At 32.9% G+C, this 25,318-nt stretch carries 17 protein-coding genes, 2 tRNA genes and 1 rRNA gene; 14 read left to right on the top strand and 6 right to left on the bottom strand.

The annotated features are described in order from the left end of the window. The first annotated feature begins 3 nt into the window (after positions 1–3). Positions 4–111, top strand: a 5S ribosomal RNA gene (gene rrf, locus LG651_RS11945). A 404-nt stretch (positions 112–515) separates the two neighbouring features. Further along, positions 516–1,205, top strand: a complete 690-nt coding sequence (locus LG651_RS11940; RefSeq protein ID WP_226696355.1) for a hypothetical protein — start codon at positions 516–518, stop codon at positions 1,203–1,205. Positions 1,206–1,700: 495 nt separating this feature from the next. Here LG651_RS11940 and LG651_RS11935 read toward each other — a convergent pair. Next, positions 1,701–1,773: transfer RNA gene (locus LG651_RS11935), tRNA-Phe, on the bottom strand. A gap of 171 nt (positions 1,774–1,944) precedes the next feature. On the opposite strand from LG651_RS11935, the gene LG651_RS11930 reads away from it, so the two are divergent. From LG651_RS11930 to LG651_RS11890, 9 genes are all read left to right on the top strand, one after another. Beyond that, positions 1,945–2,676 (top strand): type III pantothenate kinase, encoded by a 732-nt coding sequence (locus LG651_RS11930; protein WP_226696354.1) that lies wholly within the window; start codon positions 1,945–1,947, stop codon positions 2,674–2,676. Then, on the top strand, positions 2,673–3,992 hold the full coding sequence (locus tag LG651_RS11925) for a hypothetical protein (RefSeq protein WP_226696353.1): 1,320 nt from the start codon (positions 2,673–2,675) through the stop codon (positions 3,990–3,992). Before LG651_RS11930 ends, LG651_RS11925 begins: the two co-directional genes overlap by 4 nt. 25 nt (positions 3,993–4,017) lie before the next feature. Beyond that, a complete protein-coding gene (locus LG651_RS11920) occupies positions 4,018–5,400 on the top strand; it encodes a tetratricopeptide repeat protein (RefSeq protein ID WP_226696352.1) in 1,383 nt (460 codons plus the stop codon). Continuing rightward, on the top strand, positions 5,400–5,957 hold the full coding sequence (gene lptC / locus LG651_RS11915; RefSeq protein WP_226696351.1) for an LPS export ABC transporter periplasmic protein LptC: 558 nt from the start codon (positions 5,400–5,402) through the stop codon (positions 5,955–5,957). Before LG651_RS11920 ends, lptC begins: the two co-directional genes overlap by 1 nt. A gap of 67 nt (positions 5,958–6,024) precedes the next feature. Beyond that, positions 6,025–6,219: a hypothetical protein gene (locus tag LG651_RS11910; RefSeq protein WP_226696350.1), complete on the top strand. Its 195-nt coding sequence runs from the start codon at positions 6,025–6,027 to the stop codon at positions 6,217–6,219. Next, positions 6,220–7,509: a hemolysin family protein gene (locus tag LG651_RS11905; RefSeq protein ID WP_226696349.1), complete on the top strand. Its 1,290-nt coding sequence runs from the start codon at positions 6,220–6,222 to the stop codon at positions 7,507–7,509. Positions 7,510–7,645: 136 nt separating this feature from the next. Continuing rightward, positions 7,646–9,775, top strand: a complete 2,130-nt coding sequence (locus LG651_RS11900; RefSeq protein WP_226696348.1) for a SurA N-terminal domain-containing protein — start codon at positions 7,646–7,648, stop codon at positions 9,773–9,775. 183 nt (positions 9,776–9,958) lie between these two features. Continuing rightward, positions 9,959–10,939, top strand: a complete 981-nt coding sequence (gene trxB, locus LG651_RS11895) for a thioredoxin-disulfide reductase (RefSeq protein ID WP_226696347.1) — start codon at positions 9,959–9,961, stop codon at positions 10,937–10,939. 113 nt (positions 10,940–11,052) lie between these two features. Next, positions 11,053–11,127 (top strand) — tRNA-Pro (locus LG651_RS11890). A 186-nt stretch (positions 11,128–11,313) separates the two neighbouring features. On the opposite strand, the gene LG651_RS11885 is transcribed toward LG651_RS11890, so the two are convergent. The 5 genes from LG651_RS11885 to LG651_RS11865 form a co-directional block, all read right to left on the bottom strand. Next, positions 11,314–12,432 (bottom strand): LamG-like jellyroll fold domain-containing protein, encoded by a 1,119-nt coding sequence (locus LG651_RS11885; protein ID WP_226696346.1) that lies wholly within the window; start codon positions 12,430–12,432, stop codon positions 11,314–11,316. Between the two features lie 326 nt (positions 12,433–12,758). Next, positions 12,759–14,501 (bottom strand): RagB/SusD family nutrient uptake outer membrane protein, encoded by a 1,743-nt coding sequence (locus LG651_RS11880; protein ID WP_226696345.1) that lies wholly within the window; start codon positions 14,499–14,501, stop codon positions 12,759–12,761. An 18-nt stretch (positions 14,502–14,519) separates the two neighbouring features. Then, on the bottom strand, positions 14,520–17,849 hold the full coding sequence (locus tag LG651_RS11875; RefSeq protein WP_226696344.1) for a SusC/RagA family TonB-linked outer membrane protein: 3,330 nt from the start codon (positions 17,847–17,849) through the stop codon (positions 14,520–14,522). Between the two features lie 414 nt (positions 17,850–18,263). Continuing rightward, positions 18,264–18,977, bottom strand: a complete 714-nt coding sequence (locus tag LG651_RS11870; RefSeq protein ID WP_226696343.1) for a LytR/AlgR family response regulator transcription factor — start codon at positions 18,975–18,977, stop codon at positions 18,264–18,266. Between the two features lie 45 nt (positions 18,978–19,022). Beyond that, positions 19,023–19,823, bottom strand: coding sequence for a sensor histidine kinase (locus LG651_RS11865; RefSeq protein ID WP_317197717.1), 801 nt, complete (start codon positions 19,821–19,823; stop codon positions 19,023–19,025). Positions 19,824–20,206: 383 nt separating this feature from the next. Between LG651_RS11865 and LG651_RS11860 the strand changes: the two genes are divergently transcribed. Genes LG651_RS11860 through LG651_RS11850 form a run of 3 tightly spaced genes read left to right on the top strand, consistent with a single transcriptional unit; the run spans position 20,207 to position 25,312 of the window. After that, the gene (locus LG651_RS11860) at positions 20,207–22,456 is read left to right on the top strand and encodes a GH92 family glycosyl hydrolase (protein ID WP_226696341.1); all 2,250 of its coding nucleotides are present in this window, start codon (positions 20,207–20,209) and stop codon (positions 22,454–22,456) included. Next, on the top strand, positions 22,456–24,333 hold the full coding sequence (locus LG651_RS11855) for a sodium:solute symporter family protein (RefSeq protein ID WP_226696340.1): 1,878 nt from the start codon (positions 22,456–22,458) through the stop codon (positions 24,331–24,333). The genes LG651_RS11860 and LG651_RS11855 overlap by 1 nt, the downstream gene beginning before the upstream one ends. A gap of 13 nt (positions 24,334–24,346) precedes the next feature. Further along, complete coding sequence (locus LG651_RS11850) at positions 24,347–25,312, top strand: glycoside hydrolase family 130 protein (protein ID WP_262905121.1); 966 nt, start codon at positions 24,347–24,349, stop codon at positions 25,310–25,312. The last annotated feature ends 6 nt before the right edge of the window (positions 25,313–25,318 follow it).

The following is a 25,318-nucleotide window of genomic DNA, read 5'->3' as shown; positions in this document are numbered from 1 at the left end:
GTTTAAGGTGGTTATAGCGATGGGGCTCACCTCTTACCTTTCCGAACAGAGAAGTTAAGCCCATTAGCGCCGATGGTACTACACTCGTGGGAGAGTAGGTCGCCGCCTTTTTTCAAACCCTTCACAAGACTGTGAAGGGTTTTTTGTTTTATTACTTTTTCTTTTTTAAAAAAATATAGCACTTTATATAGTTAATCATTACTATATACTATGACGCTTTAGTGTTCATTAATTAAAATCTAGAAAACTGTGATTTGTGGATTATGATTGGTGTTTTAATTGAACAATTGTGGATTTTAAAATATGTATTTTAATAACTTATTATTTTGATAAGTTTATACTTTTGATCGTCCTATGAACTGAATTTATTCAATTAATTTTTATTTTAGTTTTTAAAAAAATATATATCAATTTTTATGAAAAAAATATGTTCCCTATTACTTTTTGTTTTAATAAGTTTAACAAAAATAAATTGTCAATCGGATTTTAGAAAGGGATATATAATCAATAATTCTATGGATACTATTTATGGTTTAATTGATTATAGAGGAGATATTAGAAGTTCTAAAAAATGTATTTTTAAAAAAACAACGAATTCCGATGAACAAATTTATGTGCCTAAATCAATAAAAGGATATAAGTTTATTGAAGGAAAATATTATGTTTCAAAAAAAACAAAGAACAATAATGAATATCTTTTTTTAGAGTACCTTGTAAATGGAGTAATTGATATTTATTATTATAGAGATGACAAAGGAGATCATTATTACGTATCAAAAGATAATAATATATTATATGAATTGAAAAATAATGAGAGAAGCGTATTAATTGACGATGTTACTTATATTAAAGAGAATAAGGAATATATAGGGACGTTAAAATATCTGTTCAAGGAAAGCCCTAGAATAGTAAAAAGCGTTGAAAATATAGAGCTAAAACATAAATCCTTAATTAATATTACGAAGGACTATCATAATGAGGTTTGTCCAGACCAAATATGTTTAGTTTATGAAAAATCAATTGCAAAAGTTAAAAACAAATTTGGTTTAATTGTTGGTCTTAATATGTTCTCTATTTCAGATAACAATGTAACTGATGATGATTATTATTTTAGGAATAGTAATTTTAACTTTTCAATAGCACCATCAATAGGAATATACTATAAAATTCATCTTCCTAGATTGAATGAAAAACTTTTTTTTTAATATGAAGGTGTTTTCTCTCATTTTAAACAAAGTACATCTAATATTTATACAGAAGAAATATTTTATACCAATTATTATAATAATATCAATTATGAACAATATGGATTAAATAATGATATTATGTTAAGGTATGAATTTCCAAACAAAAGAAAGTTTAATCCTATACTTTCAATAGGTGTTTTTTTTAATTACGCTTTGGCGCATGAATATAATCGAGATTTAGAAGTTAAATTTTTCTCCGGTTATACAAGATCGTCAGAATAATTTGATGAAAGTCCTTTTTCAAAAATTGATACCGGTGTTGTTATTGGATTTGGATTGAAAACGCTTAATATCAAAAGTAAAGAGCTATTCTTTGATGTTAAATATAGAAAAGGTTTTGGTTTATTGGAAGGACTTTCTACAGATTGTTTTTTACTTAATGTTGGTATGCAAATTGGAAAATAATTTATAGAATAAAAAAAATCCCGTAAACAAATGTTTCGGGATTTTTTGTGGTACCTCCAGGAATCGAACCAGGGACACAAGGATTTTCAGTCCTTTGCTCTACCAACTGAGCTAAGGTACCTCGCTAAAGCGGATGCAAATATATATTCAATTTTGTTATTTGCCAAAATAAAATTGTAAAAAATTTAAATTATTTTTTTCAAATATAGTATTGTTTTGAAATTTAACAATTTATGTTAAAAACAAAAGGTATTACTTTTGCGTTTTTTAATTTAGCGTCAATTTAAAATATATGAATTTAGTTATTGATGTAGGAAACACTTTAATAAAACTAGCTGTTTTTAGAAATAATACCTTGGTTTTTAAAAAAGAAGTTGCAGAACATTCTATTAAAAATGAAATTTTTGAAATAAAAAAACACTACCCAACTTTAGTTACTGCTATAATTTCATCGGTAGGTAAGCTTGAACAATCAACGCTTACTTTTTTAGAAGGTGAGTTTACTTTAACGGTGTTATCAGTACAAGTAAGGTTGCCTTTTAAAAATTTGTACGAAACGCCAAAGACTTTGGGTGTAGATCGTATTGCGTTGGTGGCAGCTGGTGTTAATCAATTTCCGCATCAAAATATTTTAATTATCGATGCAGGCACTTGTATAACTTTCGATTTTGTAAATAGTGAAAATACATATTTAGGTGGTGCTATTTCTCCTGGTTTGCAAATGCGTTATAAAGCTTTACATAATTTTACAGCCAAATTGCCGTTGTTAGAACGTAACGTGCCAACTGAATTAATTGGGACTTCAACAAATACAGCCATACATTCAGGAGTTGTTTATGGCGTTTTAAATGAATTAGAAGGTGTAATTAATCAATATAAGTTACGTTACCCAGATTTATCGGTTATTTTAACAGGAGGAGATGCTAAATTTTTGTCAAAACAATTAAAAAGTAGCATATTTGCGCTTTCTGATTTTTTATTAGAGGGATTAAACTATATTTTACAATATAACATAAACGAATGATTAAAAAGCTAGTATTAGTTTTTATAGCTGTTGTTTCAATTTACAGTTACGGACAAGAAGGTTCTGCATCGCCATATTCTTTTTACGGAATAGGAAATATAAAATTTAAAGGTACTGCCGAAAACCGAAGTATGGGAGGGTTAAGTGTTTACACCGATAGTATTCATGTTAATTTGCGAAACCCGGCATCGTATGCCAGCGATAGAGTAGGAGTATATCCTTTTAATGGCGAAACAAGTCCTGTAAAGTTTGCTGTTGGTGGTAATTATTCAAGAATAAACTTAAAGAGTGAAAATGGTAGCGATAAAACATCGTCTGCAACATTCGATTATTTAGCCATTGCTGTGCCACTTGGTAAATTTGGAATTGGTTTTGGTTTGTTACCGCATTCTTCAGTTGGGTATAGGTTACAAGCGTTAAATCAAGACGATAATTTACAATATAGATTTAGAGGAGAAGGTGGTGTAAACAAAGTGTTTGCTGGATTAGCTTATCAAGTTTTTAAAGGGGTTTCACTAGGTGTCGATTTTCAATATAATTTTGGAAACATAACGAATAGCACTGTTGAGTATATTTATGACGATGATGGCACGCCCATACAATATCAATCTAGAGAAGATAACCGATCGGATTTAAGCGGACTAAATTTAAATTTTGGTGCAACCTATAAAGGTGTTATCATGAATAATTTAGAGTTATCTGTAGGGGTTACTTATGCACCAGAAAGTTTACTAGGTTCTAAAAATGAACGTAGTTTTTCTACTATTGTTACAAATACAGATGGAAGTGAGTTTGTTTATAATTCCATTGATGTAGATTTAGAAGCTTTAGGCTTACAAGAAACCGATTTAATATTACCATCGCGTTTTTCTGCTGGTTTTGGTGTAGGGGAATCAAGAAAATGGTTTATTGGTACAGAATATGTGTTTAGAAACACCAGTAATTTAAGAGGCTCTGTTGTAAATGGTAGTAACTCAAGAACACACGAAGATGCAGCAACAATATCGCTTGGAGGGTTTTATATTCCAAAATATAATGCCTTTAACAACTTTTTTAAACGTGTAGTGTATCGAGCTGGAATACGTTACGAAAAAACAGGAATAGTTATAAATAACGAATCTATAAAAGAGTTTGGCATGTCTTTTGGAGTAGGAATACCTGTAGGAGATTCTAGACTATTATCGAATGCCAATTTAGGTGCCGAATTTGGTAAGCGTGGAACAACTAACAATAGTTTAATACAGGAGAATTTTGTTAATTTCCAATTAAGCTTATCTTTGAACGATAGATGGTTTGAGAAAAGAAAATACGACTAACAGTATAAATTTATTAATTAATATCATGAAGAAACAAATTACATTATTATTAACTATTTTATTTTTTGGGTTAAACTTTGGTTTTGCTCAACAGAATGAAGAATGCATGACGAAGCTTTCAATATTTCATGAGTATGTAAAAGCAAAAAATTTCGATGCAGCTTACGAACCATGGATGTCTGTTAGAAATGCATGCCCTAAATTTAACAACGCCATTTATGTAGATGGTGAAAAAATACTTGATCATAAAATTGATAACTCTTCTGGTGCAGAAAAGGTTGCTTTTATAAACGATTTATTAAAACTTTGGGAACAACGTGCTGAACATTTTGCTAGTAAAACACCAACTGGCGAATATGCTGCAAAAGCGGCACAGTTAATGTACGATAACCGCACAGATTTAGGTAAAACTAAAGAAGAGCTTTATAATGTTTTTGATGCAGCTTATCAGGCAGATAAAGAATCTTTTAAAAACCCAAAAAGTTTATACACTTATTTTTCTTTAATGGTTGATTTATATGATGCTAATAAGAAAACTGCTGCCGATTTGTTTAATAAATACGATGATGTAGTTGAAAAAGTTGAAGAAGAAGTAGGGAACTATTCAGCTCAATTAAACAAACTTATAGCAAAAGATTCTACGGGTGCTACTTATACAAGCAAAGAAAAGAGCTATAAAAGATATTACGAAAGTTATTTAAAGGCTTACGACCAAGTATCTGGAAGTATTGATAGTAAATTAGGTGATAGAGCAAACTGTGATAACTTAATTCCACTTTACGAGAAAGATTTTGAAGCAAACAAAGGTAACGCTTTATGGTTACAACGCGCTGCTGGTAAAATGAGTGAAAAAGATTGTACCGACGATCCTTTATTCTTTAAGTTAGTAAACGCATACCATGAGTTAAGTCCATCAGCTAATTCGGCTTACTATTTAGGTATCTTAAAAGATAAAGATGGAGATGCAAACGGTGCTATCGCTTTTTATAAGCAAGCAATCGATTTAGAAACAGATGACTTTAAAAAAGCAAAACTAAACAAACGTATTGGTTTAAAATTAAAAGGAAAAGGACGCTATGGGCAAGCGCGTAGCTTCTTCCGTCAGGCTTTAAAGTTAAACCCATCAGACGGTAGCCCGTATTTATCAATTGCAGCCATGTATGCCGCTAGTGCAAACAGTTGTGGTGAAAATCCTTTCGATAAAAGAGCTGTATATTGGTTAGCTGCAAACGAAGCACAAAGGGCTGCAAACGTAGATCCTACAATGAAATCTAGAGCGGCACAGTCTGTTGCAAATTACAAGGCAAAAGCACCATCAAAATCTGAGATTTTTAGCTCAGGACGTTCTGGTGAAACTATTAAAATTGGATGTTGGATAGGGTCTTCAGTAACTGTTCCAAAAATTTAATGATAGGAAAAAAAACATATTTTATTAAAAACATAGTCATAGCCATTGCTGTGGCTATGTTTTTTTCATGTAATAACAGTTTGCAAAAGGTGCAAAAAATAGGCATTTCAGATAACGAGCCTATTGGTGTGGAGTATAATTCCAATCTAAAATATACCGATTCTGGCAAGTTAAAAGCCAATTTGGTAAGTACTAAACTTTTCGATTACTCTAATCGCGATTTTCCCTTCCATGAGTTTACCGACGGTGCAACCTTATATGTTTACGACGACCAAAGCCGTAAAAGTACCATTGTTGCAGATTACGCTTTCGTTTACACCGATACAGATTTAATAGATATGCGCAGCAATGTGGTAATTACCACGCACGATAATCAAGTTTTAAAAACCGACCAATTGTATTACGACCAAAGTAAGGAATGGTTGTATACCAACAAACCCGTATCGTTTAAAACCGAACAGGATTTAATAAATGGTAATGGTTTCGATTCAAATTCAAAATTCACAAATGCCGAAGTACTAGAAGTTAATGGTATTATTACACTAGAAGAAGATTAACAATCGTTAACTTGGCATTCTTCAAAATTAAGTATCTTTACAGTAAATAAATTAATAATTTCAATACATGAAATTTTATAAAATTTTTCAATACGCTTATTTAATATTCGCGTTTATGTTTGTTTATGATGCCTTTACAAAATGGGGAGTAAATGCAACAGGCGCTTATATATCTTTAGCATTTGCAGCCTTAGCTGTGTTTATGTTTTTCTTCCGTAGAAAATTTAGTAAAAAATTCGATAATAGAAATAACTCAAAGTAAATGAGTGTTTTTGTTGTTATTATAATTGCTTCTTTAATTTTTTCGGCCTTTTTTTCGGGCATGGAAATTGCCTACGTGTCTTCTAACAAAATTCACATCGAAATCGAAAAAAAGCAAGATGGTATTTTAGCGAAAGCCTTAAGTAAAATTACTGCTAAACCATCTAAATTTATTACAACTATGCTTATTGGTAACAATATTGCATTGGTAATTTATGGTTTTTTTATGGGCGATTTTTTAATGGAATGGTTTCAATCTATGTTACCAACAAATAGCGAATTTTTAAACTATTTACTTACCGATTTAAGTTTACTGTCGCAAACCATAATTTCAACTTTAGTTATTTTAATAACGGCCGAATTTTTGCCAAAAGTATTCTTTCAAATTTATGCAAACACTCTAATAAAAGCTTTAGCAATTCCGGCGTATTTGTTTTATATATTATTCACTTTTATATCAGAATTTGTTATTTGGATATCAGATATCATTTTAAAATACTTGTTTAAAACCGAAGGCGACCAAATACAAATGGCGTTTACAAAAGTAGAATTAGGGAATTATATTAGTGAGCAATTGGAGTCGGTTGAAGCATCAGACGATGTAGATTCAGAAATTCAAATATTTCAAAATGCATTAGAGTTTTCCGATGTAAAGGCCCGAGAAGTTATGGTGCCGCGGACCGAAATTATTGCGGTTGAAATCAACGATTCTATTAAAAATTTAAGTGCTCTTTTTACCGAAACAGGTTGTACCAAAGTTTTAGTTTATAAAGAGACTATCGACGATATTTTAGGTTATGTACATTCTTTCGAGTTGTTTAAAAAGCCAAAGAGCATAAAAGCAATGTTGCTACCAGTAGAATATGTTCCAGAAACTGTACTAATAAAAGATGTACTTAGTGTACTTACCAAAAAACGCAAAAGTATAGCTGTTATTTTAGATGAATATGGCGGCACATCGGGTATTATGACAGTTGAAGATATTGTTGAGGAACTGTTTGGCGAAATTGAAGACGAACACGATTCTATAGATTTAATTGAAGATGTAATAGATGACGAAATATTTAAATTTTCGGCACGATTGGAGGTTGATTATATTAACGAAACTTATAAACTTAATTTGCCAGAAAGCGAACACTACGAAACGCTTGGTGGTCTTATAGTTAACCATACAGAAGAAATACCTACACAAAACGAAATTGTTAAGATAGAGGAGTTTCAATTTACTATTCTTGAAGTGTCTAACACTAAAATAGACCTGGTGGAAGTTAAAGTTTTACAAGACGATTAAAATACTTCCTTACACTTTTATTATTGGATAGAAAATGGTATTTTCGCGCACGATATTTTTACTAGATTTAATATTTAGTGAATACATTAATAAGTAATCCTCATTAAAACAGGGTTTTAAAAAATTAAATTTTCAAATGGCAGTTTTAAATAAGATAAGACAACGCTCACTAATTTTAATATTAATTATTGCATTAGCGTTATTTTCTTTTGTATTAGCAGATTTGTTTAAAAACAGTGATGCATTAACTTCGAAATCGCAAAATATTGTTGCGACAATTAACGGTAAAGATATTTCGCGTGAAGATTTTCTTCAAAAGGTTGAAGCATTACAACGTCAAATGGGACCAAACGCTACCAATACTCAGGTAATGAATCAAGTTTGGAATCAAGAAGTGCGTCAAGCCGTTATGGAAACGCAATACGATGCTTTGGGGATTACAGTTGAAAAAGACCAAATGCGCGATTTGTTAAAAACGGCGTTAGCCTCTAGTCCAGAGTTTTTAAATGAAGCTGGTTTATTTGATGAAAATAAATTAAACGAATACATCGCAAACTTAAAAGAAACCTCTGAAGCTGGTTACCAAAGTTGGATAAACTACGAAAACCAAGTAGCTAACAATGCTTTACAGCAAAACTATTTTAACTTAGTAAAAGCGGGGTTAACAGGAACGTTAAACGAAGGTGAGTTAGAACATAAATTAGAAGGTAATAAAGTAGATATAAAATATGTTCAAGTACCATTTAGCAAAATTCCAGACAGTACGGTTACCGTAACTAAATCTGAAATTTCCAGCTATATAAAGGAGCATAAAAAACAATTTGAGGTTGAAGCTTCTAGAGATATTCGTTTTGTAGAGTTTAAGGAGGTTGCTTCGGTTCAAGACGAAAGCAATATTGTAAAAGAACTAACTACTTATTTAAACGGAAGATTGGTTGACGAAACAGGTAGAAAAGATACTGTAGTTGCATTTTCTAAAGTGAAAAATAATGCAGATTATGTTAATCATACTGCAGGTTCAGATATTAAGTTCGATGAGCGTTTTGTATTTAAAAATAGTTTACCAACTGCGGTTGCCGATAGCATTTATAAATTAAATGAAGGCGAAGTTTACGGACCTTATAAAGATAATGGATACTTTAAATTATCGAAAGTGGCTGCTGTAAAGCAAATTCCAGATTCGGCTAAAGTACGTCATATTTTAATTCCGTTTATTGGAGCGCAAAGTGCATCACCAGAAGTAACACAAACCGATGCTCAAGCAAAAGTTACTGCCGATAGTTTATTGGCTGTTTTAAAAACCGATAAATCTAAATTTTCTGAGTTTGTAACCGAGTTTTCTTCAGACCAAGGAAGTGTTGCAAAAGAAGGTCGTTACGATTGGCACCCTTACAACACGATGGTTCCAGAGTTTAATGCATTCGAATTTGAAGGTGAAGTTGGCGATTTAGGTGTTGTAAAAACGGTTTTTGGTTATCATATTATAGAAATCGAAGGACAGAAAAATAAAAGCAAAGCAATTCAAGTTGCTACTATTGCTAGAGAAATTGGACCTTCTGAAGAAACTACCGATAAAGTATTTAGAGAAGCTTCTAATTTTGAAATTAACGCTGGTAAAGGTGATTTTGAAGCTTTAGCACTCGAGAATAAATACGTTGTAAAACCAGTAAATGGTATGAAAGCTTTAGATGAAGCTATTCCAGGTATTGGTAACCAACGTTCCATTGTACGTTGGGCGTTCGAGGCTGATTCTGAAGAAGGTGATATTAAGCGTTTTAATATTACAGGAGGTTACGTAATTGCACAACTGGTTGCTAAACATGAGAAAGGTTTAATGTCGGTTGAAGAAGCTACAGCAACGGTGCTTCCTAAAATTAGAAAAGAAAAGAAAGCTAAAATAATTCGTGATCGCGTGTCTGCATCAAACTTAGACGATTTAGCAAAAGCTGAAAGTTTAAGTGTTAGGACTGCAACAGGAATTAATATGAAAACACCAACTATTTCCGGTGCAGGTCGCGAACCATTAGTTGTTGGTACTGCCTTTGGATTAAGTGAAGGTGAAACATCTGGACTTATTGACGGTGCAAATGGTGTTTATATGGTACAGGTTACTAAAGTAACGCCGGCAGCCGAATTAGATAATTACCAAGCTGCAGCCAATCGTGTTGCGCAGCAAAAAGCAGGTGTTGTATCAAGTAAGCTATATAATGCTTTAAAAGAATCTGCAGAGATTGAAGATAATCGTGCAAAAATTCAAATTCAATAATTTATTTTATCGCCATTCTGAGTTTGTTTCCGAATGTCAATATTAAAGTTTAAATAAAAAAGCCTCGTTTAACGAGGCTTTTTTTTATAGCTTTTTGTTATTAATTTATAAGAAGTGTTTATAACTTAGCAGTAAGGTTTCTATCAAAAAAACTACTTTTGTAATATAAAAAAGAAATTCAATATGTCAGATACAATAGAACGCGTAAAATGTTTAATAATAGGTTCTGGTCCTGCTGGCTACACAGCTGCAATTTATGCGGCCAGAGCTAATATGAGTCCCGTATTATACCAAGGTACGCAACCGGGAGGGCAATTAACAACTACCAACGAAGTTGAAAACTTTCCAGGTTATCCTGAAGGCGTTACCGGTCCAGAAATGATGATGCAATTGCAATTACAAGCGCAAAGGTTTGAGGCCGATATAAGAGATGGATGGATTACTAAAGTCGATTTTTCAGGAGACATCCATAAGGTTTGGGTTAACGAAACTAAAGAAATTCATTGTGATACAGTAATTATTTCCACTGGAGCTTCTGCTAAATATTTAGGATTGGATTCTGAGCAAAAATATTTAAAATTAGGAGGTGGTGTTTCTGCTTGTGCTGTTTGTGACGGATTCTTTTATAGAAATCAAGAGGTAGTAATTGTTGGTGCTGGCGATTCGGCTTGCGAAGAGGCACATTACTTATCTAAACTTTGTAAAAAAGTAACAATGTTGGTTCGTAGAGATGAGTTTAGAGCATCTAAAATTATGGCCGATAGAGTTAAAAATACCGAAAACATAGAGATATTATTTAATACCGAAACCGATGAAGTTTTAGGAGATGGACAGGTAGTTAATGGTGTTCGCGTATTTAATAACCAAACTCAAGAAAAACAAGAATTACCGGCAACTGGATTTTTTGTGGCGATTGGACATAAACCAAACACCGATATTTTTAAAGATTTTTTAAATTTAGATGAAACAGGCTATATTATAAACAAACCAGGAACTTCTAAAACAAATATAGATGGTGTTTTTGTGTCAGGAGATGCGGCCGACCATGTGTATAGACAAGCTATTACAGCTGCAGGAACAGGTTGTATGGCAGCGTTAGATGCAGAACGTTATTTAGCGGCTAAAGATGCTTCATTTGAAGTTTCAACGTCTACATACAACTAGAATTACAATTTAAACCTAAAATTTAAGGCTGTTTTTAAATAATTGAAACAGCCTTTTTTTGTTTTGTTAGTTTTAAAAAAAGTATTTTCTTTGAAAACTTTTTAAAATTAAAACGGGATGTGGCGCAGTCCGGTTAGCGTACACGGCTGGGGGCCGTGTGGTCGCAGGTTCGAATCCTGTCATCCCGACAATTTTTGTTGTTTAATTGAAATATTAATGATACTAACTTTTATTTATTTGGAATTATATCGAGAAGTGAATTTGAATTTTAGAAGAATGATCACCAATTTGATGTCTATAAGACGTTTTAATTATTAAATAAAAAAATCTCGTTATGGGAACATAACGAGATTTTTTATTAAACGTAGGTTTAATTATTTTTTAAGAACTTTTAAGTTTGCAACTTTATTGTCTTCTCTAACTTTAACTATATATAAACCAGAAGTTAAACCAGTCATATCAATGGAGTTACCAATAGTTTCTAAAATAGTTTTTCCAGTAATATCGAATACGCTTACGTTTAATTTACCTTGGTTAGTAGTTTCAATATTTAAGAAGTCTTCTACTAATGTTGGGTAAGCTTTAAGCTCATCTTGTCCAAAAGCAATATCAGCTGTACTTAATACGTTTTCGTTATAAACTGCTAAAACTTCAGCTGCAGTAAGCTCAACATCGTAAATTCTAACATCATCAATTCCACCACCGTCAAACCATTTTTGACTATTATTTCTAGATCCAATAAGAACCTTGTCATTGGATGTAGCCATAGCGTCGTCGCCAACACCAGAAGTTCCAGCTCCATCTGTGGTAACCTCTGCACCATCGAAATACATCTTAACATCTTTTATCGTCGCAGAGCCACCAGCATAAGTAATAGCTATATGATGCCAATCACCATTTTCAACGGTACTTTCTATATTATCTCCATCAGAACCGTAATACCACTGTACAGCAGCTCCACCTATTCCAAATTGAATTCTATTATTTGCTCCAGCATGTTGTAGCGTGTTTCTTAGGTAACCGCCTCCATTTGCAGCAGACCCAAAGTGCACAATCATATGTGTTCCGTTGGTGCTATTATTTCTATCATCATATCTAAACCATGCAGAAATAGTTCTTGCATCATTACCAGTAATGCCTATGTTAGCGTTACTCATAATTTGTGCATCATAAGCACCACCATTTTGAATTAAATTATAATTTGGATCTGTATCATCACCAATAGCAGAAAAGTTTATTGCATAATTTCCTTCTATCTGTCCAGGTACAGAACCACCGGTAAGATAGGAGGTAGTGGTACCAGAAGAGTATGGTACAGAAACCCCAGCACTGTTCGCACCTTCAACTGCAAAGGTTAAGCCAAGGCTACCATCATTATTTAAATTGTTTTCAAATTTTAAATGTACTAAAGGTGTTTGTGCTTTTATATTTATTGATGCTGAAACAGCAAAAATAAAAAGCATAGTTTTTAAGAAAGTAGTTTTTGTTTTCATAGTTATATATTAACGGATTATTAAGGTTAATTTAAAAAAAGAAAACCTAAGTGAAATTGTTTTTTAGACGAGTAACGTGCGTGGATATCTAAACAACATATTTAGTTTGATTTTAAAATGTTCGTTTTTTATTGCAAGTAAGAAATAACATACTATATAAATTTTGCTAATTAGAGTTTTAAATTCTTAAAAAATAAGCAATTGGTTATTTATATTAAGTTGTAAGGGTTTGGTTTTGTGTGTTAAAAAAAAGATTGCTCAAAAATAAAGGGTGCTTTATTTTTGAGCAATCAAGTAAATAAACTCTAAAAATTTATTTTAATATATTATTCCCATCCTGGATTTTGAGTTAGGTTAGGATTTAATATTATTTCATCTGTTGGAATTGATATTAAATAGGCTTTATTTTCATCAAAGTCGTAAGCGCCACTTGCCCCACCAAGGAAGCTTGCGAAAGGTAAAATATACCCATCTTCATCTAAAGTTAATTCGGAAGCACTAATAGTTGTATTAACGGTGCCATCTTCTAAATAGGCGCCTCTAGGTTGGTCTCCATCAAATAAATTATGAGCTCTCCAACGATATAAATCATCAGCTCTAAAGCCTTCTGCTAATAGCTCAACGGTACGTTCTCTTCTTACTTCATACAAAATATTTGTTAAAGTATAACCATAATCTGGCCAATTTGGATCTGTAGGGATTGCTCCTAAAGTAATACCTGGCATACCAGCTCTATCGCGTAACTCATTAATAGATTTGTCTAAATCGGCTTGGGTAATAGTTCCTAATTCGGCTTTTGCTTCTGCAAAAATTAATAAAGCCTCGCCTAAACGGAAAATAATTCTAGAGGTATCCTCTGTGAAATTTGTATAGGTTTCGTCGTAATAAACGTTGCGATATTTTTCAAATTCGTAACCTGTTAAAGTAGCCGTTGATGCTGCAAAATTAGGATACTCCCAATAAGTTTCTGTACCATCTGGATCAATTTGTACTATATCTCCAGGTACCATTAAACTTGCAGCTAATCTTGGGTCTCTGTTATCTTCAATGGTAGTTAAATCATCATCGTCTCCATCTGTAAATAATGGGCTTAACGCTGTTGGTAAACCATCAGTACATAAATAACTTTCAATTGAGAATCTTGTAAACCCAGAACCATTTGGCCATTGTTGTTGTAAAATATTAGCTTGACCAAATTCGATTGAGTTATAATCTCTCCAAAGCATAACTTCAGTATTACCGCTATAACCTACTTGATTAAATAAAGATTTGTAATCACTATGTAAAGAAAATACACCTCCGTCTATAACATCTTCTGCGGCATCGGCAGCAATTTGTAAGTAGGTTGATCCATCAGATCCATCTACACCATAAACAGTGCCGCTGTGATACTTTTCCCAAGTACCTTCATAAAGTGCAACTCTAGCTTTAAATAATTGAGCAGCTTCTTTGCTAACTCTTGGGTGCCCATCAATATTTGGGAAAGATTGTAGTAAAGATATTGCTGTATCTAAATCTTCTAACATAAAGTCTACCACTTCGTTTCTTGGGTCTCTTGCAGCAAAAACGTATTCTTCGTCTGTATTATCAAAATATTGATCGAAAATTGGTAAATCACCATAAGCAGTTAATAATTCAAAATAGTAATACGCTCTAAAAAAGTAGGCTTCACCAGAATATTGATTAACTAAAGTTTCGTCTTCGTCCGCAGATACTTGATCGAAATGGTCGATTAACCAGTTAATTTCTCTAATATTAATAAATTGTGTACGCCATTGTGTGTTATTACTTGTTGTTGCAACTGTGTAAATACCTACAAACCTATTGCTTGGAGATGTGGAAATACCTGTGTCGGTATTCATATCTGGTAAAGTATTAATACCAACAGATAATGCCGTCCATCCTGGTAAATCGTTATAAAATCCACTTACAGCAGCTTTTAAATGATCTGCAGTGGTATAAAAGGAAGCTTCTGAGACTTCGTCTAACGGTGCTCTATCTAAAAAATCCTCACAAGAAGCAAAAGAAATGGTTAAGATTAGAACAACTAGTTTTAATATTTTTTTCATAATTATTAAACTTAAATTTTAAAATGAAACATTTATTCCTGCAGATATTACTCTTGCTAAAGGATATGATTGCGCACTTGCTACTAAACCACTTGTGATTGCCTCAGGATCGTAAAACATAAAATCTGTAAAAGTAAATAAGTTTTCGCCTGTTGCATAAATACGTAATTTGTCAACCTTAAACTTACGAGTAACATCTTGAGGAATAGTAAAACCAAGTTGTACACTCTTTATTCTGGTATAAGAAGCATCTTGTAAGAAATGGGTGCTATGACGTTGATAATTTTTATTGTTTCTTCCAGCTCCATTAGAATATGGATTTGGGAAATATGCATCTGGGTTCGGATCTAAAAATCCTTCGTATGTACCATCGTCGGCTCTAAAGTAATCTAAGTGACCTTTCCAAACAAAGGCATGGAATGGACCTTGAGCTGGACCTCTCCAAGCTTGCGAGTCTCTGTGTGAATAATCGCGTTTACCTACACCTTGAATTAAAGTGTTAAAGTCCCAGTTTTTATATGTTAAACCAAGGTTTACAGAAAATTGATAGCGTGGTGTAGAATTACCTATAACTTTTAAGTCTCCAGTATCTCCAATAGTAGCTGTTCCTGAATTTACAACACCATCACCATTAGTGTCAATATATTTAATGTCTCCAGCTACACGACTCCAACCTGTTAATGCTCCTGAATCGTAAGTAGTGCTTGCAAAAAATTCATCAACCTCGGCTTGAGTTTGGAATAATCCATCGGTTTCATACCCCCAAATTTCTCCAAATTCTTTACCTGAATATAAACCATCACCGTTTTGACCAATAAAGTTGGTATCGTTAGGGTATTCTAAAAGTGTTCTTTTGTAATCACTTAATACTGCTCGTATGCTATAGCCAAAATCTCCTAATTGCTGTCTCCAAGACGCTTCAACTTCCCATCCTTTAACACGCGATTTACCAATGTTAGATAATGGCGCTGTTGTACCTAATTGTATTGGTAAATCGGCACCTTGAGCAGCCATTCCTTCAATGTCGGTTTTGTACCAAGAAAAGGCTATGTCTAATTTATTATTAAATGCTGTTAAATCAAATCCAATATCTGTAGTTTGAACAGTTTCCCATGTTAAACTTTCTGTTGTAAGTGATGGTGTTTGTGAAAATGTTTGACGTTGACCATCGAATAAATAACCTGTACCAGTTTGGTTAAAGTCTATTGTTGAAAGATATAAGTAGTTACCAACATTTTGGTTACCTAAAGTACCGTAAGATCCTCTTAACTTAAAGGTGTTTATTTGATCTACAGGCCAAAAATCTTCTTTAGCTATGTTATAAGCAGCAGAATAACTTGGGAAACCAGCCCATCTATCATCTGGTGCAAATCTTGAAGAACCATCTCTTCTATAACTAAACTCAAGTAAATATTTTTCTTTGTAGTTATAACGGAATCTACTAAAAACACCAGCAGTTGCCCAATGTGTTATAGATTCGCCAACGGTTTGATCGTCATCTAATGAAGAATTTAACGATATAATATTGTTATCAATTAAGTAATTGGTTGATGCACCTAATGAATAATATTTGTTTACTTCACTTTGGAAACCAACTGTTGCATGGAAATTATGATCGTTTATAGATTTATCATAAGTTGCAAATAAGTTAGGTGAAAAATACTCATTTACAATTACTGTAGGGTCATACCTAGTGGCTTCCTGCGAAATGGCATCTACAAAGCCTACTGGAGATATTCTGTCGCTTGCTAAAAGGAACCTTTCTTGGAAATTATTATCTCTTTTATAGTTAAGGTTAGCGTTAAATTTTAATCCAGCTAAAGGTTCGATAATAATTCTTGGTAAAATAACGATTTGATCGTTTTCAGTTTTAAAGCGTTGCGTATCCCAAAACGAGTAATAGGTTTGCGATATTCTATCAGACCCATAAATAGGATCGTATTGAGGTACTACAGGTTTAATTTTATTAACTAAATCTAATACTCTTTCTTTAACCCATTGTACAGAGTTTGTTTGTTCGGTTATAGGGAAATCGGTATAGCTTTTTCTAAATTTTGTTAGTAATTCTAAAGTTAACCAATCGTTTACTTTGCTCGATACTTTTGCATCAAGGTTATAACGTTGAAAAGATTCGTCTCCAACTTTTAAGAAACCATCTTCTTCGTAAAGACCTGCAGATAAGTAAAAGTTTAATTTCTCGTCACCACCACTTAAACTTATATTGTGTTTTATTCTTTGAGCCCAATCTTTTAATAAAATTTCTTCCCAATCTGTAGCTCCAGTTGCACCAATACCGGCATTTGCAGTTTCATATTCAAGACCATTTGCAGCTACATCCCATGTAGGGGCGCTACCTGGGTTAGCCATGTTTGCTAATATGTAGCCAAATTCTTCGTCTGTGTGAAAATAGTTAGATTCGGCAGTTAGGTTATTTACTTGGGCATCACGCATTGTGTATGCAAATTCTATTGGGCTAGCGCGTTCTTGCCAAATTGAAGGTTGTGTAATTGAGTAGCTTGTGCTATAGTTAACTTTAACCTTTCCATCGGAGTTTTTACCACTTTTTGTAGTAACAATTATGGCACCAGCGGCAGCTTGCGAACCGTAGATTGACGCAGCAGCAGCATCTTTTAATACAGAAACAGACTCAATATCTTCTGGGTCGATATCGTTCAAATCCATTTCAATTCCATCAATAAGCACAAGTGGACCAGCATCTGCAATGCTACCTGCACTACCACCGTCACTGTTAGCGGTTAAGAAACCACGAATGTTAATGTTTGAACTAGCTCCAGGTTCTCCACCAGCATCGGTGTTCGAAATTACTAAACCAGGAACTGTACCTTGTAAAGATCGATATGCGTTTGCTGTTGGTCTGTTTTCAAAAACTTCAGTTCCTACTTGAGAAACAGCAGCAGTTAATGTAACTTTTTTCTGTGTACCGTAACCAACAACTACAACTTCTTCTAGTTGAGAAACATCCTCTTCTAAAGTTATTGATAAAGTAGTTTGGTTATTTACTGCTACTTCTTTGGTTACAAAACCAATGTAAGAAACAACAAGTGTTGCATTAGCATTTCTTAGGTTTAATGCAAAATTACCATCAAAATCGGTTTGGGCTCCATTTGAGGTTCCCTTTTCTACCACTGTAGCTCCGGCTAATGGCATTCCATTGTTATCGTAAATTACACCACTTATTTGATTTTGTTGTGCAATTATAACAGTTTCGTTAACGCTTGCATGTATTGAAGGGGCGCCAAAAAAACAAAAGATAACAAACGAATTAATAATAGTAAATAGTAGCTTTTTTCTTTGAGAGGAAAAACTACTGGTTAATTTGACTTTCATAAGCTTGTTTTGATTATTGTTAGACAATTAGTTAATTAGTTTTTTTTTGAGAGATTTAAATTGATAATGTTTTTAGAGTTTTTGAGAGTGATTTTTGAGTCATATTGCATAAATTAATTATTGATAGGGTTTAATTCCTTATTGTAACGGGTTAATAATTAACCTGTAGTTTAGTTAATAAGTTTTAATTTATTTAGTTAAAAATAATGCTAATCTAAATTAAAACAATCGATTAAACTTAAATATTTATTGAGGGCTGTTATTAAAAAATTCGACCAACAACGAATAGGCTTCGACAAATAATGGTTTTGTATGTTAAATAAACCTTAATAATTAGGTGGGTAAAATGTAATAAAGCTTAATAAAACAGACGTTTTGTTAAGCTTTTATTAAAAAGTGAGAAGTTTTTAAAATTTAAAGCGACGAGTTTAAAATTATTTGTTTTACTTCCTCTAGGTAAGATCGTCCAATGGTATATCGAAGCCCTTCTATTTCTACACTGTTCCCTTCAACGGCATCAATTTTATTTATGGCGATAGTGTAACTGCGATGAATTCTTATAAAATCTCTAGAAGGTAATAGGTCGGTAAAGTCGGATAGTGTACTGTGAATAATGTATTTACCTGTAGTTGTGTTTATTTTTAGATAATCTTTTAAAGACTCAACGGTTAAAATTTCATCTAAATAAATTTTCTTCATCTTCTTTTTGTCTATTTTAACAAAAAGATAAGCAGGTCTGTCGTTTTGTGGTTTATTTACAGCGGTATTATTTTCGAGTCTTTTATTTACTTTATTAAGAGATTTCATAAACCTTGGAAACTCAATAGGTTTAACCAAATAATCTAACACATCTAGTTCGTAGGTTTCTAATGCAAATTCTTCGTAAGCTGTGGTGACAATAATTAAAGGTGGGTTTTCTAAGCTTTTAATTAAATTCAGGCCATCAAGAACAGGCATGTTAATGTCTACAAAAATAACATCAACAGTTGATTCTTTTAAAAAGTTTAAACATTCAATAGCATTCGTGAAAGTTTTTATTACCTCAAAGTTTTCAATTTGGTCTAGATAATTTTTAATAACATTGATTGCTAAAGGTTCATCATCAATTATCAAGCATTTCGTTTTCATTTCTTGGGAGCAAATTTATTTTAGTTTAGTGGTTTTACTAAAGTGTTACGATACTTTAATTTTTAAATTCACAACAAACAAGTCGTTTTTATTATTAATTATTAATTTATAATCGTTTTTGTTATAACCCAAGGCTAGCCTTTTTTTAACATTTTCTAAACCAATTCCACTAGAACGATTAAAGCGTTCTTTGTGTAGGGTTTTTAACGGCATTGGGTTTGAGATTGTAAAGTAAAGAAAATCTTTTTTAATTGTTAAATCTATATTAATTTTAACGTTTCCAATATTTTTTTTAGCACCGTGTTTAAAGGCATTTTCTATAAAAGTAAGTAAAATAATAGGTGCTATTTTTTTGTTTTCAATATCGCCTGAAATCGACATATCTACCTCTAATTGATCGTTATGGCGAATACGTTCTAGGTCTATGTAATTTTGAATACAAAGAATTTCTTTTTGCAATGACTGTCGTTTTCCTTTTGTGTCGTAAAGCAAATACCGCATAAGTTCGGATAGCTTTAAAATTATTTTAGGTGTTTTTTTCGAGTTTTCAACTGCTAAAGAATAAATATTGTTTAAAGTGTTGAAGAAAAAATGAGGGGAAATTTGGGTTTTTAAAAAAAGTAACTCTGTTTCAAGTTGTGCTTTTTCTAAATTGGCTACTCTTCGGTGTTCGTTTAAAAAATCTAGGGTAACCTTTATGGCAGTGGCGAAAGTAACAACATATAGTTCGCCAATCATCATGTCAATTGTGTAATTAAGGGTCAGTTTTGTGGTTGGTTCAGGGCCTTCTGGCCAAACATTAGTGCTTACTAAGTAATAAGTAAGGTTAAATTTTATAATAACCATCACAAAAATGGCAGTTAGAATAACTATAATATAGGATACATACCTTTTTTTAAATACAAAGTGAGGCATCAAAAAATAAATGTTAAAATAACATAGTGCCATGTGTATTGGGAAACCGAATAAATTGGTTTTTAACGAGTATGCATAATCGCCAAAATAACTCCCCCATTTAAAAACATTAAAAAGAAAATATATAGACCAAAATATAATATGGTGTAAGATAGAAAGCTTATAATTTTGGCTTGAATTAAACTTCATTTTAATGTAAATTATATGTTAAGGTTTTTTTGATGTTTAACTGAGTTTAGATGTTATCCGTCTAAATAACTTTTTAGAAACGTTAAAATTATTAAAATTTATATTATCAATAATAAAACCGCTAAATGAAACACTTTTTAAACCTATTTATACTGTTATTAATTGTTAGTTGCAACAAAAATAGAAGTAAAACTAGCAATAATTCAATTTTTTTAACAAAACATGTAAATACATTTATAGGAACAGGAGGTCACGGGCATACTTATCCTGGCGCTACGGTTCCTTTTGGTATGTTGCAAGTTACCCCGGTTAATGGAGTGAGCAGTTGGGATTGGTGTTCTGGGTATCATTATTCAGATTCTTTAGTGGTTGGGTTTAGTCATTTGGCTTTAAGTGGTACAGGGATTGGTGATTTAGCAGATGTTTTAGTAATGCCGGTAAACAAAGCGGTCGATTTAACCGTTATGCCAAAAGGTCGAGATTCTATAACCTATAAATCCAGTTATAGTCATAATAATGAAACGTCTCAACCTGGGTATTATCAATTGTTTTTAAAAGACCATAATATTAATGCCGAATTAACTACAGGTTTACGTTCGGCGATACATAAGTACACTTATAAAACTAACGATGTACAATCTGTTGTGCTAGATTTGGGTTTTGCTATAAACTGGGATAAAGCTACGGCGAGTGCAATACAAGTTGAAGATAGCTTAACAGTAAGTGGCTATAGATATAGCACCGGGTGGGCAAAAAACCAAAAAGTATTTTTTGTAGCAAAGTTTTCAAAACCGATTATTAAATACGATTTGGTAGGCGATAAAATAAAAGTGGATCAAGTCGTTAATGCAAAAAAAAGTGCAGCGCAGTTATTTTTTGATGAAACTGAAGGCGATAAATTATATGTTCAAGTAGCATTGTCATCAGTAAGTGTAGCAAATGCAAAAGAAAACTTAGGTGAGGTTAATTTTGGTTTTGATGAAGTAAAAGAAAAGGCAAATAAAATATGGGAATCTTCCCTTGGAAAAATAAAAGTAGAAACATCAATAGATTCGTTAAAAACTGTTTTCTATTCAGCCATGTATCATGCACAATTGGCACCAGTTACGTTTAGTGATAAAAACGGACAGTTTAGAAAACAAACAGATAGCGTGGTATCTGCCTCTAACTACACAGCGTATTCCACACTCTCACTGTGGGATACGTTTAGGGCAGAGCACCCTTTACTTACATTCTTAGCGCCGAATAAGGTGTCGGATATGGTTAATACCATGTTAGAGTATTACAAGGATAAAAATATTTTACCAGTTTGGACGCTTTACGGAAACGAAACAAATACCATGACAGGCTATCATTCAATACCTGTAATAGTTGAAGCTTATTTAAAAGGCATTAAAGGTTTTAATGTAGAAGAAGCTTACTTAGCAATGAAAACCACCATGATGCAAGACGAGCGCGGATTGGAGTTTTATAAAAACTACGGCTACATTCCTTATAATTTATTAGATGAATCTGTAACCATTACTTTAGAGTATGCTTATAACGATTGGTGTGTAGCGCAAATGGCAAAAGCTTTAGGTAAAACTGAAGATTATGAGTTGTTTTTAAAACGATCTGAAGCCTATAAGTATTTATTTGATACAAAAACAGGGTTTATGCGCGGTAAATTTGAAGATGGTAAATCTTGGAATGAACCATTCGATCCTAAATATTCTAACCACAGAGAACATACCGATTATACCGAAGGTAATGCTTGGCAACACAGTTGGTTTGTACCACATGCGGTTGAGGATTTAGCAGAAATGCACGGCGGTAATGAAAAATTCACAGCAAAATTAGAACAGTTATTTACAGAAAGCTCAGAAATTACAGGTAGTAACGTGTCAGCAGATATTTCTGGTTTAATAGGGCAATATGCACACGGTAACGAACCTAGTCATCATATCGCATACATGTTTAATCATGCCGAGAAACCTTGGCGCACACAATATTGGGTTCGTGAAATTTTAGATACACAATATAACACAACACCAAACGGATTAAGCGGAAATGAAGATTGCGGGCAAATGAGTGCTTGGTATGTAATGAGTTCTATAGGATTATATCCTTTAAATCCAGCTTCAACGGTTTACGAAATTGGTAGCCCAATTTTCGATAAAACAACCATGCAGCTTCCAAATGGAAAAGTGTTTATTATTATAGCCGAAAATGTTTCTGCCGATAATATCTACATACAATCAGCAACTTTAAACGGTAAAGATTTCAATACAACATCAATTTCTCATGAAACTATTTTAAATGGTGGCGAGTTAAAATTCGTTATGGGAAATCAACCTAATAAAGCTTGGGGTTTAACTAAAAACACTCAAGAATAATGGATATAGTTGATGTTATTATTATTGCGCTATACATTCTGCTTACTCTAGGAGTTGGAATTTGGGTGTCTAAAAAAGCTTCACAGGGGTTAGATCATTATTTTCTCGGTGGTAAAAGTATAAAATGGTATTACTTAGGATTAAGTAATGGCTCTGGTATGTTCGATGTCTCTGGAACTGCTTGGATGGTAGGTATTTTGTTTTTGTATGGCGCCAAAAGCTTCATGTTTATGTGGATGTGGCCTATTTGGAATCAAATTTTTGTTATGATTTTCCTCGCGGCTTGGATTCGCAGATCGAATATAATGACAGGTTCCGAATGGATTTTAACACGTTTTGGAGACGATAAAGCAGGAAGAGCTTCACATTTAATTGTTGCTGTATTTGCAGTTGTAGCCTCTATTGGTTTTATAGCGTATTTCTTTGAAGGTGTTGGTAAATTCATGACCGTTATTTTACCTTGGGATGTAAGCTTAGTTTTAAATGAAAGTATATTACTAACTTCCGATCAATCTTATGCCTTAATAATTATTCTATTAACAACAATATATACCATTAAAGGCGGTATGTTTTCTGTTGTAGCAACCGAAGTGTTGCAGTATGGAATCATGGTGTTAGCCGGTATTTTAATAGCTATTTATGCTTTCGTTACGGTAACCGATGTTCAAATTTATAATGTTATTTCACCAGAGTGGAGTAATTTAATGTTTGGTACAGAGCTCGAAGGGTCTTGGTCTGGTAAATATGAGGCATTTAATACACTAGTTGATACGCAAGGTTATAAAATGTTTGGTGCTTTTATTGGAATGGCACTTTTTAAAGGTTTTTTTGCAAGTATTGCAGGCCCAACTCCAGGATACGACATGCAGCGCATTTTATCTACAAGAACGGTAAAAGAAGCCGCCTACATGAGTGGCTTTACTAATATTATTCTATTTATTCCTCGTTATTTATTAATTGGAGGTGTAGTTGTGTTAGCTTTAGTGTATTGTGCTCCAGATATGATAAATAATGGCGGTGTAAATTTAGGTGAACTCGAAGTTATCTTACCCAAAGTTATTAATAATCATATTCCTGTAGGTATTAAAGGCTTGTTGTTGGCAGGTTTGTTAGCGGCATTTATGTCTACATTTTCTGCTTTTGTTAATTCAAGCCCTGCATACATAGTAAATGATATTTATAAAAAGTATTATAACTCTAATGCTTCGAGTAAACACTATGTTAAAGCAAGTCATATAGCTTCATTTGCAGTAGTTACACTAGGTGTAATAATGGGCTTTTTCGCAGATTCAATCAACTCTATTACGCTATGGATTACAAGTGCATTATATGGTGGTTACGTTGCAGCTAATTTTTTAAAATGGATTTGGTGGCGTTTTAATGGCTGGGGCTATTTCTGGGGGATGACGTCAGGTTTAATAATTGCAACGCTTCAATTTTTGTTAGATCAAAATAAAGCTAATTTTACAGAAGGAACATGGTTGTTCGAGTTAGCACAAATTCCAGCAATTTATATGTTTCCTATTATTTTTGTTGTATCGTTATTAGGTTCCTTTTTAGGAACACTATTAACACCGGCAACAAATATGGAAACCTTAAAATCATTTTATAAAAATGTAAAACCTTGGGGGTTTTGGGAGCCTGTTAACAAAGCTATATTAAGCGAAGATCAATCTTTTATTAAAAACACCGGTTTTTTAAGTGATATGTTAAACTGTATTATCGGTATTGTGTGGCAATCAAGCATGATTTTGTTACCAATTTATTTCATGATAAGAGATTACCCAAAAATGTGGATGGCTTTTATAATATTTATAATAACAGCAGTTATTTTAAAATTCACTTGGTTAGATAAAGTAAAACAATATAAAGATTAATAATATACAGATTATGAGTAAAATGCCTTGGCAGGATAAGCCAGAAAATTGTAACGATGTTATGTGGCGCTATAGCGAAAACCCTATAATAGATAGGTATGCTATACCAACATCAAACAGTATTTTTAATAGTGCCGTAGTGCCTTTTAAAGATGGTTTTGCAGGTGTTTTTAGATGTGATAATAAAGCGGTGCAAATGAATATTTTTGCAGGCTTTAGTAAAGATGGTATCAATTGGGATATCGAGCACGAACCTATTGTATTTCAAGAAGGAAATACAGAAATGATTGAGTCTGCCTATAAATACGACCCACGAGTTGTGTTTATTGAAGATAGATATTGGATAACTTGGTGTAACGGTTATCATGGGCCAACAATTGGTATTGGTTATACTTTCGATTTCAAAGAGTTTTTCCAATGTGAAAATGCATTTTTACCATTTAACAGAAACGGTGTGTTGTTTCCAAAGAAAATAAATGGGAAATACGCTATGTTAAGTCGACCAAGTGATAACGGACATACACCTTTTGGAGATATTTACATAAGCTACAGCCCAGATATGAAATATTGGGGAGAACACCGTTGTGTAATGAAAGCGGCTAATTTTGAAGATAGCGCTTGGCAATGTACAAAAATAGGGGCAGGACCTATTCCTATTTTAACAAATGAAGGTTGGTTAATGTTATATCATGGTGTAATAAATACCTGCAACGGATTTAGATACGCTATGGGAGCAGCACTTTTAGATGAAAATGAACCCGATAAGGTAAAATATAGAACGCAACCCTATTTATTAGGTCCGGCAGTAAATTACGAGCAAAATGGCGATGTACCTAACGTTGTTTTTCCATGTGCAGCATTGCATGATGAAAAAGAAGATAAGTTAGCGGTTTATTACGGGGCTGCAGATACTGTGGTAGCTATGGCATTCGGTAAGCTAAGCGAGGTGGTTGCCTTTACAAAAAACAATAGTTTATAATATTAA

The sequence above is a fragment of the Neotamlana sargassicola genome (assembly GCF_020523965.1).
In the GTDB taxonomy this organism is placed as follows: domain Bacteria; phylum Bacteroidota; class Bacteroidia; order Flavobacteriales; family Flavobacteriaceae; genus Neotamlana; species Neotamlana sargassicola.
Note: the sequence above shows the minus strand (reverse complement) of the source record. Positions and strands in the feature narration are given on the sequence as shown.

Bases quoted from the DNA above. Each gene is read 5' to 3' on its own strand.
- LG651_RS11940 (WP_226696355.1), top strand. From the start codon at position 516: ATGGATACTATTTATGGTTTAATTGATTATAGAGGAGATATTAGAAGT.
- LG651_RS11930 (WP_226696354.1), top strand. From the start codon at position 1,945: ATGAATTTAGTTATTGATGTAGGAAACACTTTAATAAAACTAGCTGTT.
- LG651_RS11925 (WP_226696353.1), top strand. From the start codon at position 2,673: ATGATTAAAAAGCTAGTATTAGTTTTTATAGCTGTTGTTTCAATTTAC.
- LG651_RS11920 (WP_226696352.1), top strand. From the start codon at position 4,018: ATGAAGAAACAAATTACATTATTATTAACTATTTTATTTTTTGGGTTA.
- lptC (WP_226696351.1), top strand. From the start codon at position 5,400: ATGATAGGAAAAAAAACATATTTTATTAAAAACATAGTCATAGCCATT.
- LG651_RS11910 (WP_226696350.1), top strand. From the start codon at position 6,025: ATGAAATTTTATAAAATTTTTCAATACGCTTATTTAATATTCGCGTTT.
- LG651_RS11905 (WP_226696349.1), top strand. From the start codon at position 6,220: ATGAGTGTTTTTGTTGTTATTATAATTGCTTCTTTAATTTTTTCGGCC.
- LG651_RS11900 (WP_226696348.1), top strand. From the start codon at position 7,646: ATGGCAGTTTTAAATAAGATAAGACAACGCTCACTAATTTTAATATTA.
- trxB (WP_226696347.1), top strand. From the start codon at position 9,959: ATGTCAGATACAATAGAACGCGTAAAATGTTTAATAATAGGTTCTGGT.
- LG651_RS11885 (WP_226696346.1), bottom strand. From the start codon at position 12,432: ATGAAAACAAAAACTACTTTCTTAAAAACTATGCTTTTTATTTTTGCT.
- LG651_RS11880 (WP_226696345.1), bottom strand. From the start codon at position 14,501: ATGAAAAAAATATTAAAACTAGTTGTTCTAATCTTAACCATTTCTTTT.
- LG651_RS11875 (WP_226696344.1), bottom strand. From the start codon at position 17,849: ATGAAAGTCAAATTAACCAGTAGTTTTTCCTCTCAAAGAAAAAAGCTA.
- LG651_RS11870 (WP_226696343.1), bottom strand. From the start codon at position 18,977: ATGAAAACGAAATGCTTGATAATTGATGATGAACCTTTAGCAATCAAT.
- LG651_RS11865 (WP_317197717.1), bottom strand. From the start codon at position 19,823: ATGGTTATTATAAAATTTAACCTTACTTATTACTTAGTAAGCACTAAT.
- LG651_RS11860 (WP_226696341.1), top strand. From the start codon at position 20,207: ATGAAACACTTTTTAAACCTATTTATACTGTTATTAATTGTTAGTTGC.
- LG651_RS11855 (WP_226696340.1), top strand. From the start codon at position 22,456: ATGGATATAGTTGATGTTATTATTATTGCGCTATACATTCTGCTTACT.
- LG651_RS11850 (WP_262905121.1), top strand. From the start codon at position 24,347: ATGAGTAAAATGCCTTGGCAGGATAAGCCAGAAAATTGTAACGATGTT.